Below are 17,794 nucleotides of genomic sequence, written 5' to 3' on the forward strand. Positions count from 1 at the left end.
ACGGCCGGGGTACGGACAGGCCGGCGCCGCGACCGGGGGCGGCCGCCCGGATCAGGCCCGGTCCGGACCGTCCTCGGCGGCCGTGCGGCCGAGCCGTTCCCTGACCCGGTCCACCACGTCCGCGTAGCGCGCCTCGGCGCCGTAGCGGGTGGGGCGGTAGTAGTGCTTGTCGCGCACGGCGTCCGGGGCGTACTGCTGGGCGGCGATGCCGCCGGGCACGTCGTGCGGGTAGACGTAGCCCTGGGCGTGGCCCAGCTTGGCCGCGCCCTTGTAATGGCCGTCGCGCAGATGGGCCGGGACCTGGCCGGCCAGCCCCTTGCGCACGTCCTCACGGGCGGCGGAGATCGCCAGCGTGGCCGCGTTGGACTTCGGGGCGAGCGCGAGGGCGATGGTGGCGTGGCTGAGGGTGAGCGCCGCCTCCGGGAAGCCGATCAGTGCCACCGCCTGGGCCGCCGCCACCGCGGTGGGCAGCGCCGTCGGGTCGGCGAGGCCGATGTCCTCGCTGGCCGAGATCATCAGGCGCCGGGCGATGAACCGCGGGTCCTCCCCCGCCTCGATCATGCGGGCCAGGTAGTGCAGCGCCGCGTCGACGTCCGAGCCGCGGATCGACTTGATCAGGGCGCTCGCCACGTCGTAGTGCTGGTCGCCGTCCCGGTCGTACGTCACGGCCGCCCGGTCGACGGTCTCCTCCAGGGTGAGGAGGGTGATCTCCGCCTCCTGCTTGGACAGCGCGGCCCCGGCCGCGGCCTCCAGCGCCGTCAGCGCCCGGCGCGCGTCGCCCCCCGCGATGCGCAGCAGGTGCTCCTCGGCGTCCTCGGGCAGCGTCACCGCCCCGCCGAGCCCGCGCTCGTCGGTCAGCGCGCGGCGCAGCAGCCCGCGCAGGTCGTCGTCGGTCAGGGACTCCAGCGTCAGCAGCAGCGACCGCGAGAGGAGCGGGGAGATGACCGAGAAGTAGGGGTTCTCGGTGGTCGCGGCGATCAGGGTGACCCAGCGGTTCTCGACGGCGGGCAGGAGCGAGTCCTGCTGGGCCTTGGAGAAGCGGTGGATCTCGTCCAGAAAGAGGACGGTCTCCTTGCCGTAGCCCCCGGTGGCGCGGCGGGCGCCGTCGATGACGGCGCGCACCTCCTTGACGCCCGCGGTGATCGCGGACAGCTCGACGAATCGCTTGTTCGTGGCCTTGCTGACCACGTAGGCGAGGGTCGTCTTGCCGATGCCGGGCGGACCCCAGAGGATCACCGAGGAGGGGCCGGCCGGTCCTCCGCTCCCCTCACCGACGAGGCGGCGCAGGGGCGAGCCCGGCTTGAGCAGGTGCTGCTGGCCCACGACCTCGTCGAGCGTACGCGGACGCATCCGGACAGCGAGGGGGCTGCTGGACGGGTCCTTCTCCTGGCGGTCTTCGGCAGCTGCGGTAAAGAGGTCGGGCTCCACGTCTCGAAGCCTATGTCACCGCACTGACAATCCGGCCGGGCCGGACCACCGGCCCGGCCGGATCGTCAGTGCGGGAAGGGCCGGTCAGCTGGTCCAGAAGTCCCACCAGCGGGTCAGGATCAGCATGCCGATGATGCCGATCCACAGCACCGGGGGCACCCAGTGGAACTCGGTGAGCCCGTTGCGCAGCCAGGCCGGCGCGGGGATGATCCCGTGCCGGATGTTGTGGGTGGTGATGTAGCAGAACATGAAGATGGTGGCGACCCAGGCCAGGCAGCACCACAGGCACAGCGAGTTGATGTTGTACAGCGACTGGTACTGGAGCCAGGTGCAGAAGCCGACGCCGAACAGCGTGCCCGCGTTCATGCCGAGCCAGTACCAGTTGCGGAAGCGGGCGCCCGCGAGCAGGGCCAGGCCGATCCCGATGATCACGGGGTAAGTGACCATCCCGAGCCAGGGGTTGGGGAAGCCGAAGGCGGAGGCCTGCTCGCTCTTCATGATGTTGCCGCAGGCCACGACCGGGTTGAGACTGCAGCCCGGGATGAAGGAGGGGTCCTCCATCATCTTGAGCTTGTCCAGCGTGATGACCCATGCGGCGAGGGTGCCGGCGGCGCCCGTGATCATCAGCAGTAGGGCCAGCGCGCGGCTGCCGCCGATCGTCCGCTTCCCGTCGCTCTCGTCCTGGTCACAGGAGGGATGGTCAACCGCTGCAGTCGTCATATCGCCGTTTCCGTCACTGAGTAGCCTGCTGGGGCACGGTCATTGTGCCGTACGGCCCGGCCGCTCTTCCGTTCGATGCACATAAAGACGCGCGCATCGACGGGTGCCGGTGAGAGGGCGGAAACCGGCCCAGCAGCCGCGACGAGGGGCGTTGCGCCCTCTCGGCCACCCCCGGGGGCACGACCGGCCCCTCCGCGCGGAATCACCGTTCGGGATGAATCCGCGCCCACCGCGTTGACGCAAGGTCCCGGAGGCGGCGGGCCGGGTGCCCACCACCTCCGGGTACGCCTCACGCGAGCCGCGCGCGGACCGCCTCGACGACGTCGGACACGGGTACGGGCGTCTGCTCGCCGGACTCCATGTCCTTGAGCTGGACGTGGCCCTCGGCCAGGTCGCGCTCGCCGGCCACGATCGTGAACCGGGCACCCGAGCGGTTGGCACTCTTCATCGCGCCCTTCAGCCCCCGGCCGCCGAACGCGAAGTCCGCCGCCACCCCTTCGCGGCGCAGCCGCGTGACGACGCCGAACAGGACCCGGCGCGCCTCATCGCCCAGCGGGACGGCGAAGACGCTGGTGGTGGAGGGCAGTTCGAGGTCGATGCCCTCGGCCTCCAGGGCGAGGACGGTGCGGTCCACGCCGAGCGCCCAGCCGACCGACGGGAGCGCCGGGCCGCCGATCATCTCGGAGAGGCCGTCGTAGCGGCCGCCGCCGCCCACCGCGGACTGCGAGCCGAGGCCGTCGTGGACGAACTCGAAGGTGGTGCGCGTGTAGTAGTCGAGGCCGCGGACGAGCTTCTCGTCGTCCTCGTAGACCACACCCGCCTCGTTGAGCAGGTCGCGGACCTCCTCGTGGTACGCCTTGCAGGCGTCGCACAGGTAGTCGCGCAGCACCGGGGCGCCGGCCAGCTGCGTCCGGACCTCGGGGCGCTTGTCGTCGAGGACGCGCAGCGGGTTGATCTCGATGCGGCGGCGGGTCTCCTCGTCCAGGTCCAGCTCGCGCAGGAAGCCCTGGAGCGCGTCGCGGTAGACGGGGCGGCACTCCTTGTCGCCCAGTGAGTTCAGCAGGATGCGGAACTCGCGCAGGCCCAGCGCGCGGTACGCCTGGTCGGCGAGGATGATCAGTTCGGCGTCCAGCACCGGGTCCTCGGCCCCGATGGCCTCGGCGCCGACCTGCGAGAAGTGCCGGTAGCGGCCCTTCTGCGGGCGCTCGTAGCGGTAGTACGAGCCGGAGTACCAGAGCTTGACCGGCAGGTTGCCGAGCTTGTGGAGGTTGGCCTCCAGGGCGGCGCGCAGCACGGAGGCGGTGCCCTCGGGGCGCAGGGCCAGCTCGGAGCCGCCCTTGGTGGTGAGGGTGTACATCTCCTTGGTCACGATGTCGGTGGACTCACCGACGCCGCGCGAGAAGAGGGCCACGTCCTCGAAGCCGGGGGTCTCGATGTAGCCGTAGCCGGAGTTCTTCAGCGGGGCGGCGATGGCCTCGCGCACCGCGAGGTACTTCGCGGAGTCCGGCGGGGTCAGGTCGTACGTGCCCTTGGGGGCCTTGAAGGTGCTCACGATTTCGCTCTCGTCACATTCCTCGTCGGGGCGCGTCCGTACCGGTCAGATACGGGTTGGTGGCGCGCTCGCGGCCGATGGTCGTCTGGGGGCCGTGGCCGGACAGCACCACGGTCGAGTCGTCGAGCGGCAGGCACACACGGGCCAGCGACTCGAGGAGCTCGGCGTGGTCGCCGCCGGGCAGGTCGGTGCGTCCGACGGAGCCGGCGAAGAGCAGGTCGCCCGAGAAGAGGACCTGGGGTACCTCCGGGGTCTCGGGCATCCTGAACGTCACCGACCCCTTGGTATGGCCGGGCGCGTGCGAGACGCCGAACTCCATGCCCGCGAGCAGCAGCCGGGCGCCGTCGCTCAGCTCCTGGACGTCGTCCGGCTCCCCCACCGTCAGCTCGCCCATGAGCGGCATCCCGATGGAGCGGCCGAGAGCCTTCTCCGGGTCGCTCATCATGTAGCGGTCCTCGGGGTGAATCCAGGCGGGGACGTCGTGCGCGCCGCACACCGGGACGACCGAGGCGACGTGGTCGATGTGGCCGTGGGTGAGGACGACGGCGACGGGCTTGAGCCGATGCTTCTTCAGCGCTTCCTCGACACCGGGGGCGGCCTGATGGCCCGGGTCGATGATCACGCACTCCTCACCTGCGGCGGGGGCGACCAGGTAGCAGTTGGTCCCCCAGGCCCCGGCGGGGAACCCGGCAATCAGCACGATCGTCCTTAATGGTCGTCCTACGGGGAAGGCGGCTGCGAGGTCGCAGCAGTTCAGAGCCTACCGGCGCTCCTCATTCCACAGCTAACCCATATACCGTACGGGGCAACCCAGGCCCGATCACACGACGTACAAGGAGATCACCCGGTGGTCAGCAGCGATCAGCGGCGGCGGCAGCTCGCCAGGGAGAAGTACGAGCGGCAGCAGCAGCGGCGGGAGGAGGCCCGACGCCGGACGCGGCGACTGACGGTCATCATCACCTCCGCGGTGGCCGTGGTGGCCATCGTCGGCGGCGCCACGTACTTCGCCACCAGCGGTGACGGGGACAAGGACAAGACGGACGCGGCGGCGAGCCAGAGCCCGTCCGCCGAGGCCTCGCCCACGCCGACGAAGAGCGAGAAGCCCGAGCCGGCGATGAAGATCGACAAGAAGGCCGAGTACACGATGTCGCTCAGCACGAGCCAGGGCGACATCGCGTTCACGATGGACGCGTCGAAGACCCCGCACACGACGAACTCCTTCAAGTCGCTGGCCGACGAGAAGTTCTTCGACGGTACGAAGTGCCACCGGCTGACCACGGACGGCATCTACGTCCTGCAGTGCGGCGATCCCAAGGGCGACGGCACCGGCGGCCCCGACTACACGATCCCCGACGAGAACCTGGCCTCGCTGGGCAAGGCGGACTCGAACGGCATGGTGACGTACCCGGCGGGCACGGTGGCGATGGCCAACACCGGCCAGGAGCACACCGGCGGCAGCCAGTTCTTCCTCGTCTACAAGGACAGCAAGCTGCCGCCCGGCTACACGCCGTTCGGCACGATGGACGAGAAGTCGCTGAAGACCGTCGAGGCGATCGGTAAGGCCGGGGTGGACGGCGGCGCCGCCGACGGTGCGCCGAAGAAGGCCGTGAAGATCTCGAAGCTGACCGTCGACAAGGTGTGAGCCCGGCGGGCCAGGGCTGATTCCCGGGGCGGGCACGCGGTGCGGCCGAATAATTTCGGCCGCGCTGAGTGCGGACAGCCGGGCGGCCCGTCGCCTAGATTGGCGTCGTGCAGGGCGGGCGCTGCCCGCCCCAGGAAACTGTGGACGATGCCAGGGGGGTGATCCCCTCGCGGGCATCAGGTGGAGGAGGCGCTGTGAGCAGCGACCCGTGGGGCCGAGTCGATGAGACGGGCACCGTGTACGTGCGTACAGCCGACGGCGAGCAGGTCGTCGGATCGTGGCAGGCCGGTTCACCGGAGGAGGCCCTGGCCTACTTCGAGCGCAAGTACGAGGGCATCGTGGTCGAGATCGGCCTCCTCGAACGGCGGGTGAGGACCACCGATCTGTCCGCGAAGGACGCGACGACCGCCATCGAGCATCTGCGCGGCCAGGTCGACGAGCACCACGCCGTCGGCGACCTGGACGCGCTGCGCAAGCGGCTGGACGCGCTGGTCGCGACGGTCGAGTCGCGGCGTGAGGAGCGCAAGGCACAGAAGGCGAAGCAGGCCGACGAGGCGAAGCACGCCAAGGAGGCCCTGGTCGTCGAGGCCGAGGAGCTGGCGCAGAGCGAGCAGTGGCGCTCCGCGGGCGAGCGGCTGCGCGCCCTCGTGGACACGTGGAAGGGTCTGCCGCGGCTCGACCGCAAGTCCGACGACGAGCTGTGGCACCGCTTCTCGCACGCCCGCTCGGCGTTCTCCAAGCGCCGCAAGGCCCACTTCGCCTCGCTGGACGCCCAGCGCGAGGAGGCCCGCAAGGTCAAGGAGAAGCTGGTCGTCGAGGCCGAGTCGCTGTCCGGGTCCACGGACTGGGGGCCCACGGCCGCCCGCTACCGCGACCTGATGACGCAGTGGAAGGCGGCGGGCCGTGCCCAGCGCGAGGCCGAGGACGATCTGTGGAACCGTTTCCGCGGCGCCCAGGACGTCTTCTTCGCCGCCCGGGGCGAGGTCTTCGCGGAGCGTGACGCGGAGCAGGGCGAGAACCTCAAGCTGAAGGAGGAGCTTGCCGACGAGGCCGAGAAGCTGGTGCCGGTGAAGGACCTGAAGGCGGCCAGGGCCGCGTTCCGGGCCCTTAACGAGCGCTGGGAGGCCGTCGGCCACGTTCCGCGTGACGCCCGCCCGAAGGTCGAGGGGCGGATGCAGGCGGTGGAGCGGGCGCTCCAGGAGGCCGAGGAGACCGAGTGGCGCCGGACGAACCCGGAGGCGCGTGCCCGCGCCGCGGGTCTGACCGGTCAGCTCCAGGCGGCCGTGGACAAGCTGTGCGGTCAGATCGACACGGCCCGCGCCTCGGGCAACAACGCCCGCGCGGACAAGCTGGCCCGCGAGCTGGAGGGCCGGCAGGCGCTGCTGGACCAGGCGCTCAAGGGCCTGGAGGAGTTCGGCGGCTGACGCCGGGGCGTACGCCCGAGGGGCCTTCCCGCGTTCGCGCGGGAAGGCCCCTTTCGCGTGCGGGGAGGCGGCGCGGGCGGCAACGAGGAGAGTGTGACAACTGCCGGAATCCGGAAGTGCATTGGGGCGGTCCCGCAAGGGACGATCTTCGCACCGGCACGCTTCGCGCACTCGCCGGTTTCGCCGAGTTCACTTACGTACCTGAGGCAGGTTCACCGATGAGACTGACCCGCGTCGCCCTGACCGCAGCAGCCACCGCACTCGCCCCGGCCCTTCTCCTGTCCGGCCCGGCCTTCGCCGCCGGGACGGCGTCCCCGTCCACGGCCGCCGCCGCGACGCAGGCGGGCTACGGCTCCGACATCCCGGTGGACGAGATGTCCGACGACGACGTCCGCGTCGCGCTCGCCCGCCTTCTCGCCGACCCGGACTCCGGGAAGCGGATCATCAAGGAGGTCGACGCACTCCTCGACAGCAACGATCCGGCTCAGATGCGCGAGTGGCTGGAGACCGGCTACCCGCTGGCGCAGGCCGAGGACGACCAGGTCGCCCTCATCCGCATCCTCGGCAACCCGGCCTCCGGCAAGCGGGTCACCGCCGAGATCAACGCACTCCTCGACAACGGAACCGCGCCCGAGATCCGCCAGTGGCTGGAGACCGGCTACCGCATCGCCCAGGCCGAGGACGACAGCGTCGCCCTCTTCCGCATGCTCGGCGACCCGCACATCAGCGACGCGATGCGCGCCGCCGTCATCGAGGCCATCCAGGGCACGCCCGAGGAAATGCGGTACTTCCTGGAGCACGGCCAGTACGAGGTCGACGCGTAGGCCCCCGGTCCCGCCCTACGGCCGGCGGGCCGAGGTCACTCGGTAGACGTCGTAGACGCCCTCCACGCCCCGTACCGCCTTCAGGACGTGACCGAGGTGCTTGGGGTCGCCCATCTCGAAGGTGAAGCGCGAGGTGGCCACCCGGTCGCGGGACGTCTGCACGGCGGCGGACAGGATGTTGACGTGCTGGTCGGACAGGACGCGGGTGACGTCCGACAGGAGCCGGGAGCGGTCCAGGGCCTCGACCTGGATGGCGACCAGGAAGACCGAGGACTGGGTGGGCGCCCACTCGACCTCCAGGATGCGTTCCGGCTGCTGGGAGAGCGAGTCGACGTTGACGCAGTCGGCCCGGTGCACGGAGACCCCGCTGCCGCGGGTGACGAAGCCGATGATGGGGTCTCCGGGCACGGGCGTACAACAGCGGGCGAGCTTGACCCAGACGTCGTCGACGCCCTTGACGACGACCCCGGGGTCGGCGTTGGAGCGGCGCTTGTTGCGGCTGCGGGAGGGCGGGGTGCTCTCCTCCAGGTCCTCGTTGGCCGCGTCCTCGCCGCCGAGCGCCTGGACCAGCTTCTGCACGACGCCCGCGGCGGCGACATGGCCCTCGCCGATCGCGGCGTACAGGGACGAGATGTCGGGGTAGCGCATCTCGTGGGCGAGGGTGACCAGCGAGTCGCCGGTCAGGATGCGCTGGATCGGCAGGTTCTGCTTGCGCATGGCGCGCGCGATGGCGTCCTTGCCCTGCTCGATCGCCTCGTCGCGGCGCTCCTTGGAGAACCAGGCGCGGATCTTGTTGCGGGCCCGGGGCGACTTGACGAAGCCCAGCCAGTCGCGGGAGGGCCCGGCTCCGGCCGCCTTGGAGGTGAAGACCTCCACCAGGTCGCCGTTGTCGAGCGTCGACTCCAGCGGTACGAGCCGGCCGTTGACCCGTGCCCCTATGGTCCGGTGGCCGACCTCCGTGTGGACGGCGTACGCGAAGTCGACCGGGGTGGCCCCGGCCGGAAGCGCTATGACGTCGCCCTTGGGCGTGAAGACGAAGACCTCGTTGCGCGAGAGGTCGAAACGCAGCGACTCCAGGAACTCGCTCGGGTCCTCGGTCTCCTTCTGCCAGTCCAGGAGCTGGCGCAGCCACGCCATGTCGTTGACGGTGTCCTGGCCGCGGCCGGTGTTCTTGGGAACGTCGGTACGCACCTTGGAGGCGCCGGCGACGGCCTCCTGCTTGTACTTCCAGTGCGCGGCGATGCCGTACTCGGCGCGGCGGTGCATGTCGAACGTACGGATCTGCAGCTCGACGGGCTTGCCGCTGGGGCCGATCACCGTGGTGTGCAGTGACTGGTACATGTTGAACTTGGGCATCGCGATGTAGTCCTTGAACCGGCCGGGGACCGGATTCCATCGCGCGTGGACGGTGCCGAGCGCCGCGTAGCAGTCGCGGACGGTGTCGACGAGCACCCGGATGCCCACCAGGTCGTAGATCTCGGCGAAGTCCCGGCCCCGCACGATCATCTTCTGGTAGACGCTGTAGTAGTGCTTCGGCCGACCGGTGACGGTGGCCTTGATCCGGGCGGCGCGCAGGTCGGACTGGACCTCGTCGGTCACTATGGCGAGGTATTCGTCGCGCTTGGGCGCCCGCTCGGCGACGAGGCGGACGATCTCGTCGTACATCTTGGGGTAGAGGATCGCGAAGGCGAGGTCCTCCAGCTCCCACTTGATGGTGTTCATGCCCAGGCGGTGGGCGAGCGGGGCGTAGATCTCCAGCGTCTCGCGGGCCTTCTTCTCCTGCTTCTCCCGCTTGAGGTAGCGCATGGTGCGCATGTTGTGCAGCCGGTCGGCGAGCTTGATGACCAGGACGCGCGGGTCCTTGGCCATCGCGACGACCATCTTGCGCACGGTCTCGGCCTGCGCGGCCTCGCCGAACTTGACCTTGTCGAGCTTGGTGACGCCGTCGACGAGCAGGGCGACCTGGTCGCCGAAGTCGCGGCGCAGGGTGTCCAGGCCGTATTCGGTGTCCTCGACCGTGTCGTGCAACAGCCCCGCCATCAGCGTGGCCGGGTCCATGCCCAGCTCGGCGAGGATCGTCGTCACGGCGAGCGGGTGCGTGATGTACGGGTCGCCGCTCTTGCGCTTCTGGCCGCGGTGCCAGCGCTCGGCGACCTGGTAGGCCCGCTCGATCTGGCGCAGCGTGGACGTCTCGGTCTTGGCGTCGTTGCCGCGGACGATGCGCAGCAGCGGTTCGAGCACCGGGTTGTACGGGCTGGAGCGCTGGACGCCGAGGCGGGCGAGGCGGGCCCGGACGCGGTTGGACGAGCCGCCGGAGCGGGACGCCGAGCCGCCGGCCGGCACGAGGGCTCCGGTCGAGGGCTTGGACGGTGGCTTCGGGGCGGTCGGGGCGGGAGCGGCGGGTGCGGCCGGCTGGGTGGGGGACGCGGGCGCGGGGCCGTTCGCCTCGGCGGGTGCCGGGCCCGTGCCGGGCTCGGGGGCCGGAGGCTTCGGCTTCTCCGCGGGCTGCTGCTTCGCGGGCGTGGCTGGGGCCGCCGCGGGCTTTTCGGGCTGCGGGGCGGCGACTGGCTGGGCCTCGTCTGGCAAGAGCGCTCCTCGTGCGAATCCGGACACCCGGAAGGGCCATCGTAACGACCCGACGGCCAGTCCTCCCCCGGGGACCTGAGAGCCCTCACAACGCCGGTGGGCACCCGGTTGTTCCCGGGTGCCCACCGATGGTGGTGCCGATGCTTCTCAGACGGTGATCAGGGCCTCCAGCGGGGCCCCTCGCAGGCTCTCGGCCAGCCGGGCCCGGCCGGCCAGGAAGCCCAGCTCCATGAGGACGGCGACCCCGGCGACCTGGGCGCCGGCCCTGCGGATGAGCTCCAGGGAGGCGCCGGCGGTGCCGCCGGTGGCCAGGACGTCGTCGATGACCATGATCCGGTCGTCGGCCGACAGGTCCTCCGCGTGGATCTCGATCTCCGCGGTGCCGTACTCCAGCTCGTACGCCTGGCTGAGCGTGGCTCCCGGCAGCTTCCCGGCCTTGCGGACGGGTACGAAGCCGAGGCCGGCCCGGACCGCGACGGGCGCGGCCAGGATGAAGCCGCGGGCCTCCAGGCCGACGATCTTCGTGGCGCCGTGCCGCAGGCACAGCTCCGCGAGGGTGTCGGTGAGGGCCGTGAACGCCACCGGGTCCGCGAGCAGCGGGGTGATGTCCTTGAACATCACTCCCGGCTTCGGGTAGTCCGCCACGTCGCGGATGCGGCTGAGCAGGAGCTCCCGCGTGCTCTCGGCGGTGCTGGTCATCGGCGCTTCCCGCCGGTCCGGCCGTGGCCCCTGGGGGGCTGCTGGCGCTGTCCGACGACCACGCCGGCGGGTGCCGCGTCCTCGGATTCCTCACCCTGGTCACCCTGCTCGGCCTGCTCGGCCTCGGTGGCCTCGCCCTTGGCGGCGGCCGCCGCGCGCTTGGCGAGGACCCGCTTCTTCAGGGCCTTGATCTGCGGGTCGTGTTCCTTGAGGTCGGCGACCAGCGGGGTGGCGATGAAGATCGAGGAGTAGGCACCGGCCGCGAGGCCGACGAAGAGGGCGAGCGAGATGTCGTTCAGCATGCCGGCACCGAGGACGCCGCCGCCGATGAACAGCAGACCGGCGACCGGGAGCAGGGCCACGACGGTGGTGTTGATCGAGCGGATCAGCGTGCCGTTGATGGAGCGGTTGGCGACGTCGCTGTAGGTCCACCGGGTCTGCTTGGTGATCCCCTTCGTGCCCTCCTTGAGGCTGTCGAAGACGACGACCGTGTCGTAGAGGGAGTAACCGAGGATGGTCAGCAGACCGATCACGGTGCCCGGGGTGACCTCGAAGCCGACCAGTGCGTAGACGCCGACCGTGATGGTGATGTCGTGGATCAGCGCGACGAGGGCGGCGATGGCCATCCGCCACTCGAAGGCGATGGCCAGATAGATGACCACCAGGACCATGAAGATGCCGAGACCGGTCCAGGCCTTGTTGGCGATCTGCTCGCCCCAGCTGGGGCCGACCAGGTCCGCCGCGATCTTCTCGCGCGGGACGTCGAGGTCGGCGGCGAGCTTGTCCTGGATCTCGTCGGACTTGGCGGTGTCGACCTCGGTGATCTGGACGCGCAGACCGCCGTTGCCGAGCTTCTGGACGATGGCCTGGTGGCCGGAGGCCTCCGTCGCCAGGTCCTCGGCCTCGGAGACGGACACGCTCGTCTTCGGGGTGGTGAAGACGGCACCGCCCTTGAACTCGATGCCCATGTTCAGGCCGCTGACCGCCAGGGCGACGATGGCCGTGATGGTGATCAGGACGGAGACGCCGTACCAGATCCGGCGCTTGCCCATGAAGTCGTAGCCGATCTCGCCGCGGTAGAGACGGGCGCCGAAATTGCCGAGTCGCGACATCTCACGCCTCCTTCGGGTCGGTGGGGGCGTTGACACGGCGGGAGCGGCGCAGCGGCGGCTTGGCGCCGAGCCGCTTCGGGTCCAGTCCGGACCAGGGGTGACCGCTGGCGAAGAACTTCTTGCCGGCCATGATCGTCAGGAGCGGCTTGGTGAAGAGGAACACCACGACGACGTCGAGCAGGGTCGTGAGACCCAGCGTGAACGCGAAGCCCTGGACCTTGCCGACGGTGACCACGAAGAGCACGGCCGCGGCCAGGAACGACACGAAGTCGGAGACCAGGATGGTGCGCCGGGCCCGCGGCCAGCCCCGCTCGACGGCGGGACGCAGCGTGCGGCCCTCGCGGATCTCGTCCCGTACGCGTTCGAAGTACACGATGAAGGAGTCCGCGGTGATACCGATGGCCACGATGGCACCGCATACGGCCGGCAGGTTCAGCGCGAAGCCGATGGCCGGGCCGAGCAGCGCCATGATCGTGTAGCTCAGGATGCCGGAGACCACGAGGCTGAGCAGGGCGATGAACGCCAGCCCGCGGTAGTACGCCACCAGGTAGATGACCACGAGGGCCAGGCCGATGGCGCCGGCGATGAGGCCGGCCTTCAGCTGCTCACCGCCGAGCGCGGCGGTGACGGTGGTGACGCTCTGCTCCTTGAAGGAGAGCGGCAGCGCGCCGTAGGAGAGCACGTTGGCCAGGTCCTCGGCGGACTGCTGGGTGAAGCTGCCGGAGATCTCGGCGCTGCCGCTCAGCGTCTCGTTGACCTGGGGGGCGGAGACGACCTCGCCGTCCAGCGCGATGGCGAACTGGTTCTGCGGGGACTGCTGCGCGGAGAGCTTCTTGGTGATCGTCTGGAACTGCTTGGAGCCCTTGCCGGAGAACTCCATCTGGACGATCCACATGCCGCGCTGCTGGTCGAAGTTGGCCTTGGCGCTGTTGACCTCGGTGCCGGACACCTCGGCCGGGCCGAGCACGTACTTCGCGTCGCCCTCGGAGCTGCACGCCACGACCGTGTCGGTGGACTTGCCGCCCTGGGCGGCCTTGGAGCGGGAGGCCTTGCTGGAGCAGTCGAGCTCCTCGAACTGCTTCTGCAGCTTCGCGGCGGCGGCCTCGTCCTCGGCGGAGGCGGATTCGCTGGCCTCCGGGGAGGAGCTGGTCTTCGGCGACGGCGAGGAGTCGGCCTTCAGGGCACCGGTGACAGCGCGGCCCTGCGTGGTGGCGCTCGCGCTCGGCGTCGAGGAGGAGCCGGCGTCCTTGTCGCCCGTCGCCTTCTCGGAGGCCGAGGCGCTGGGCGACGGGGAGGAGCTGGCCTTGCCGGAGGGCGAGGCGCTGGGCTCGGGAGTGGGCGTGCCCTGGGCGACGGTCAGCACCGGCCGGAAGTAGAGCTTGGCGGTCGTACCGACCTGCTCGCGGGCCTGGGCGGAGTTCGTGCCCTTGGGGATGTTGACGATGATGTTGCGAGCGCCCTGGGTCTGGACCTCGGCCTCGGAGACACCAAGACCGTTGACGCGGCGTTCCATGATCTCGACCGCGGTGTCCATGTTGGTCTTGTTGATCGCCTTTTCCTGGCCCGGCTCGGCCTTCGCCTCCAGCGTGATGGACGTGCCGCCCGCCAGGTCGATGCCGAGTCGCGGCGTCGGTTGGTGGGCCAGGAACATCCCGCCGGTGAGGGCGACCATGGCGATCAGGATCAGAGCCAGGGAACGCCCCGGCCTCCCCTGACCGCCGGTCGCTCCCCGGCCCTTCTTCGGTGCTGCCACCTTGTCGTTTCTCCCTAGTCCAACCGCCCCGCGCCGGGTATGCGCCCAAGCGGCCACGAAGTTTAGTGGGGACCCGCCCCCGTGAAGGAGCGCACGGACCGGGGATGGCCGGATGCCTGCGGACTCACGGCACCCCCGGGTCGTGTGCTACTTCGCGTCGGTCTCGCCGTCGGCCCTGCCCTCGGACTTCTTGTCGTCCTTGGCCTCGGCCGGCTCGTCGTCCTCGTCCGAGCCGGTCTTCTTGACCAGGTCGGTCTTCGCCTCGTCGGCTTCGTCGGCGTCGTCCAGCTCGGTCAGCGAGGAGGCGTCGTCGGGCACGATGGCGCCGTCGACGTCGAGCTCCGGCTCGTCGCCGTGGACGATGCGGTTGTACTCCGCGTCGTCGAGGACGGCACCGATGGCGTTCTTGGCGTAAACGGCGTGGACGCCGGGGGCGACTTCGAGGAGGACCGTGTCGTCGTGAAGCTCCTTGACGGTGGCGTACATGCCCCCGATCGTCCGGACGCCGGTGCCGGGCTGCATTTCATTGCGCATGTTCGCAGCCGCCGCCTGCTTCTTCTTGGCGGACCGCGTCATCAGGAACATGGCCCCGATGAGCACGATGAAGGGGAGGAGAGTCACGGGATTCACGGGACGATTTTCCTTCGCACGACCGCATGGGAAGCGGCCTGGTATACGGGGGTGGGTACACCGACCTTTAAGGGCGGCATCGGCGGAGTCTAAGCGAGTCCGCATCGATGGAACAACGCCCAGCATGGCACCGTGGTTCCGCTTCGGGTCAACCTGTGACGCATCACGCCCCGAACAGGCCCTGTTGTCCCTTTCCGCCGTGCTGCGGCGGAACGAGTCCCAGGTGCGTCCAGGCGGCCGGTGTGGCGACCCGTCCGCGCGGCGTCCTGGCCAGCAGTCCTTCGCGTACGAGGAAGGGTTCGGCGACCTCCTCGACCGTCTCGCGCTCCTCCCCCACGGCGACCGCGAGCGTGGACAGGCCGACCGGGCCGCCGCCGAAGAGCTTCAGCAGGGCGCCGAGCACCGCCCGGTCCAGCCGGTCCAGGCCCCGGGCGTCGACCTCGTACACCCTGAGGGCCGCGGCGGCGATCTCGCGGTCGATCCTGCCGTCCGCCTTGACCTGGGCGTAGTCCCGGACGCGGCGCAGCAGCCGGTTGGCGATGCGGGGGGTGCCGCGGGAGCGTCCGGCGATCTCCGCGGCGCCGTCGGCGTCCAGCTCGACGTCGAGCAGGCGGGCCGAGCGGTGAATCACCCGTTCCAGTTCGGCGGGGGCGTAGAACTCCATGTGCCCGGTGAAGCCGAAGCGGTCGCGCAGCGGGGGCGGCAGGAGGCCGGCCCGGGTGGTGGCGCCGACCAGGGTGAACGGCGGCAGCTCCAGCGGGATGGCGGTGGCGCCGGGGCCCTTGCCGACGATCACGTCGACCCGGAAGTCCTCCATCGCCATGTAGAGCATCTCTTCGGCGGGCCGGGACATGCGGTGGATCTCGTCCAGGAAAAGGACCTCGCCCTCCTGGAGCGAGGACAGGATCGCCGCGAGGTCGCCCGCGTGCTGGATGGCGGGGCCGGAGGTGATGCGGATCGGGGCGTTCATCTCCGCCGCGATGATCATGGAGAGGGTGGTCTTGCCGAGGCCCGGCGCGCCGGAGAGCAGTACGTGGTCGGCGGTGGCGCCGCGGGCGCGGGCGGCCTTGAGGACCAGGTCGAGCTGTTCGCGGACCTTCTCCTGGCCGACGAACTCCTCCAGGTCCTTGGGGCGCAGCGCCGCCTCGACCGCGGTGTCCTCGCCGTCCGCGCCGGCGTCGACCAGCCGGTCGTCCAGCCGCTCGCCCGCGTCGGCTCCGGTGTCGTCCCAGTTCATCTCGTCTGTCCCGCCTCGGATGTCTCGGTGCGCGGCCGTGCGGTGCCCGGCCGGGCGTGAAGGGTGGCCCCGGGCCCGCTCAGCGCGCGCGGTTGAGGGTCTGCAGGGCGGCGCGCAGCAGCTGCGGCACGGGCGCCCGGCCGCCGGCGGCAAGGGCCTCCTCGGCCTGCGGCGCCACGGCGGCGACCGCCTCGTCCGCCTCGCGGGTGGCGTAGCCGAGGCCGATCAGGGCGGCCTGGAGCTGGTCGCGCCAGGAGGTGGAGACGGGGGCGCCGACGCCCTGTCCGGCGGCGTGGGCGCCGACCGGTTCGCCGAGCCGGTCCTTCAGTTCGAGCAGGAGCTTCTGCGCGCCCTTCTTGCCGATGCCGGAGACGGCGGTGAGGGCCTTCTCGTCGCCGGTGGCCACGGCGACGCGCAGGGCGTCGGGGGTGTGCGTGGCCAGCATCGCCTGGGCGAGCCGGGGGCCGACCCCGCTGGCGGTCTGCAGCAGTTCGAAGATCTGCCGTTCGTCGTCGTCGGCGAAGCCGTAGAGCGTCAGCGAGTCCTCGCGTACGACGAGGGAGGTGGCGAGCCTGGCCTCCTGGCCGATGCGCAGGCCGGCCAGGGTGCCCGGCGCGCACTGGACGGCCATGCCGATGCCGCCGACCTCGATCACGGCCGTGGTCGGGGCGAGTGCGGCGACGGGGCCGCTGACGAAGGCGATCATCGGGGGACCTTCCGGACGGGAACGGCGGCGGTGCGCGGGACGCGCGGGGTGCGGGCGGCGGCGGCCGCGTGCGCCTGCTGGAGGCGGTTGAGCGCGGGGGCGCGCCAGATGTGGCAGATGGCGAGCGCCAGCGCGTCGGCGGCGTCGGCCGGTTTCGGCGGGGCGTCGAGCCGCAGCAGCCGGGTCACCATGGCGCCCACCTGCGCCTTGTCGGCGCGTCCGCTGCCGGAGACGGCGGCCTTGACCTCGCTGGGCGTGTGCAGGGCGACCGGGATGCCGCGCCGGGAGGCGCAGAGCATCGCGACCGCGCTGGCCTGGGCGGTGCCCATCACCGTGCGCACGTTGTGCTGGGCGAAGACCCGCTCCACGGCGACGCAGTCGGGGCGGTGCGTGTCGAGCCATTCCTCGATGCCGCGTTCGATGGCCACCAGCCGGTGGCCGAGCTCCGCGTCGGCCGAGGTGCGCACGACGCCCACGCCGAGCATGGTCAGGGGCCGGCCCGCGACGCCTTCGACGACTCCGACCCCGCACCTGGTCAGTCCCGGGTCCACGCCGAGTACCCGCACGGTCCGCCCCTCCCTGCCGATCGGTCAACTGTTCCAGCAGGCTATCGGGCGGCACCGACAATGCGGCGGGCCGACGGGTGTGTCCCCGTCGGCCCGTCCACAGCAGCTGCGCGGGGCGCGGCTCAGGCGTCGACCTTCTCCATGACCTCGTCGGAGACGTCGAAGTTGGCGAAGACGTTCTGCACGTCGTCGCTGTCCTCCAGCGCGTCGATCAGCTTGAAGATCTTGCGCGCGCCCTCCTCGTCGAGGTCGACCTGCATGGTGGGCAGGAAGTTGGCCTCGGCCGAGTCGTAGTCGATGCCCGCCTCCTGGAGCGCGGTGCGGACCGCGACCATGTCGGTGGCCTCGCTGACGACCTCGTAGGTGTCACCGAGGTCGTTGACCTCCTCGGCGCCCGCCTCCAGGACCGCGCCGAGCACGTCGTCCTCGGTCAGCTCGCCCTTGGGGACGATGACGACGCCCTTGCGGTTGAACAGGTACGAGACCGAGCCCGGGTCGGCCATCGAGCCGCCGTTGCGGGTCATGGCGACACGTACGTCGGAGGCGGCACGGTTGCGGTTGTCGGTGAGGCACTCGATGAGTACCGCGACACCACTCGGGCCGTAACCCTCGTACATGATCGTCTGATAATCGACGCCGCCCGCTTCGAGACCGCCACCGCGCTTGACCGCGGAGTCGATGTTCTTGTTCGGGACCGAACTCTTCTTCGCCTTCTGAATCGCGTCCACGAGGGTCGGGTTGCCCTCGGGGTCCACACCGCCGGTGCGGGCCGCGACCTCGATGTTCTTGATCAGCTTCGCGAAGAGCTTGCCGCGCTTGGCGTCAATCACGGCCTTCTTGTGCTTCGTCGTAGCCCATTTAGAGTGGCCGGACATCTGCCTTCTCCTTCGCGTCACCAAATTCCGTACGAACCCG

The 17,794-nt window shown here is 70.7% G+C and carries 16 protein-coding genes; 3 read left to right on the plus strand and 13 right to left on the minus strand.

What is annotated here, in order from left to right; translation table 11 throughout:
- Positions 1 to 51: 51 nt before the first annotated feature.
- From E6P78_RS16450 to E6P78_RS16465, 4 genes are all read right to left on the minus strand, one after another.
- Positions 52 to 1,428, minus strand: a complete 1,377-nt coding sequence (locus E6P78_RS16450; protein WP_136204345.1) for a replication-associated recombination protein A — start codon at positions 1,426 to 1,428, stop codon at positions 52 to 54.
- Positions 1,429 to 1,512: 84 nt separating this feature from the next.
- Entirely contained in the window at positions 1,513 to 2,148 is a 636-nt protein-coding gene (locus tag E6P78_RS16455; protein WP_136204346.1) for a vitamin K epoxide reductase family protein, read from the minus strand.
- 289 nt (positions 2,149 to 2,437) lie between these two features.
- Positions 2,438 to 3,700 (minus strand): histidine--tRNA ligase, encoded by a 1,263-nt coding sequence (gene hisS / locus E6P78_RS16460; protein ID WP_136204347.1) that lies wholly within the window; start codon positions 3,698 to 3,700, stop codon positions 2,438 to 2,440.
- A gap of 13 nt (positions 3,701 to 3,713) precedes the next feature.
- Positions 3,714 to 4,400, minus strand: coding sequence for an MBL fold metallo-hydrolase (locus E6P78_RS16465; protein ID WP_136204348.1), 687 nt, complete (start codon positions 4,398 to 4,400; stop codon positions 3,714 to 3,716).
- Positions 4,401 to 4,547: 147 nt separating this feature from the next.
- On the opposite strand from E6P78_RS16465, the gene E6P78_RS16470 reads away from it, so the two are divergent.
- From E6P78_RS16470 to E6P78_RS16480, 3 genes are all read left to right on the plus strand, one after another.
- Positions 4,548 to 5,342 carry a peptidylprolyl isomerase gene (locus E6P78_RS16470; RefSeq protein WP_136204349.1) on the plus strand — a complete coding sequence of 265 codons (795 nt, stop codon included), beginning with the start codon at positions 4,548 to 4,550 and terminating at the stop codon, positions 5,340 to 5,342.
- 194 nt (positions 5,343 to 5,536) lie between these two features.
- The gene (locus E6P78_RS16475) at positions 5,537 to 6,766 is read left to right on the plus strand and encodes a DUF349 domain-containing protein (protein ID WP_136204350.1); all 1,230 of its coding nucleotides are present in this window, start codon (positions 5,537 to 5,539) and stop codon (positions 6,764 to 6,766) included.
- A 218-nt stretch (positions 6,767 to 6,984) separates the two neighbouring features.
- Positions 6,985 to 7,590, plus strand: a complete 606-nt coding sequence (locus E6P78_RS16480; protein ID WP_136204351.1) for an ALF repeat-containing protein — start codon at positions 6,985 to 6,987, stop codon at positions 7,588 to 7,590.
- Between the two features lie 15 nt (positions 7,591 to 7,605).
- On the opposite strand, the gene E6P78_RS16485 is transcribed toward E6P78_RS16480, so the two are convergent.
- From E6P78_RS16485 to E6P78_RS16525, 9 genes are all read right to left on the minus strand, one after another.
- Positions 7,606 to 10,176, minus strand: a complete 2,571-nt coding sequence (locus E6P78_RS16485; RefSeq protein ID WP_136204352.1) for a bifunctional (p)ppGpp synthetase/guanosine-3',5'-bis(diphosphate) 3'-pyrophosphohydrolase — start codon at positions 10,174 to 10,176, stop codon at positions 7,606 to 7,608.
- Positions 10,177 to 10,323: 147 nt separating this feature from the next.
- Positions 10,324 to 10,875 (minus strand): adenine phosphoribosyltransferase, encoded by a 552-nt coding sequence (locus E6P78_RS16490; protein ID WP_136204353.1) that lies wholly within the window; start codon positions 10,873 to 10,875, stop codon positions 10,324 to 10,326.
- Entirely contained in the window at positions 10,872 to 11,987 is a 1,116-nt protein-coding gene (gene secF / locus E6P78_RS16495; RefSeq protein WP_136204354.1) for a protein translocase subunit SecF, read from the minus strand. Before secF ends, E6P78_RS16490 begins: the two co-directional genes overlap by 4 nt.
- 1 nt (position 11,988) lies before the next feature.
- Positions 11,989 to 13,740: a protein translocase subunit SecD gene (secD, locus tag E6P78_RS16500; RefSeq protein ID WP_136204355.1), complete on the minus strand. Its 1,752-nt coding sequence runs from the start codon at positions 13,738 to 13,740 to the stop codon at positions 11,989 to 11,991.
- Positions 13,741 to 13,887: 147 nt separating this feature from the next.
- On the minus strand, positions 13,888 to 14,370 hold the full coding sequence (gene yajC, locus E6P78_RS16505) for a preprotein translocase subunit YajC (RefSeq protein ID WP_136204356.1): 483 nt from the start codon (positions 14,368 to 14,370) through the stop codon (positions 13,888 to 13,890).
- A 163-nt stretch (positions 14,371 to 14,533) separates the two neighbouring features.
- Entirely contained in the window at positions 14,534 to 15,607 is a 1,074-nt protein-coding gene (gene ruvB, locus E6P78_RS16510) for a Holliday junction branch migration DNA helicase RuvB (protein ID WP_136204357.1), read from the minus strand.
- Between the two features lie 79 nt (positions 15,608 to 15,686).
- A complete protein-coding gene (gene ruvA / locus E6P78_RS16515) occupies positions 15,687 to 16,313 on the minus strand; it encodes a Holliday junction branch migration protein RuvA (protein WP_136204358.1) in 627 nt (208 codons plus the stop codon).
- Positions 16,310 to 16,879: a crossover junction endodeoxyribonuclease RuvC gene (ruvC, locus tag E6P78_RS16520; RefSeq protein WP_136204359.1), complete on the minus strand. Its 570-nt coding sequence runs from the start codon at positions 16,877 to 16,879 to the stop codon at positions 16,310 to 16,312. Before ruvC ends, ruvA begins: the two co-directional genes overlap by 4 nt.
- A gap of 122 nt (positions 16,880 to 17,001) precedes the next feature.
- Positions 17,002 to 17,754 carry a YebC/PmpR family DNA-binding transcriptional regulator gene (locus E6P78_RS16525; RefSeq protein ID WP_136204360.1) on the minus strand — a complete coding sequence of 251 codons (753 nt, stop codon included), beginning with the start codon at positions 17,752 to 17,754 and terminating at the stop codon, positions 17,002 to 17,004.
- Between the last annotated feature and the right edge of the window lie 40 nt (positions 17,755 to 17,794).

Source organism: Streptomyces sp. A0958 (assembly GCF_004795035.1).
Taxonomy (GTDB): domain Bacteria; phylum Actinomycetota; class Actinomycetes; order Streptomycetales; family Streptomycetaceae; genus Streptomyces.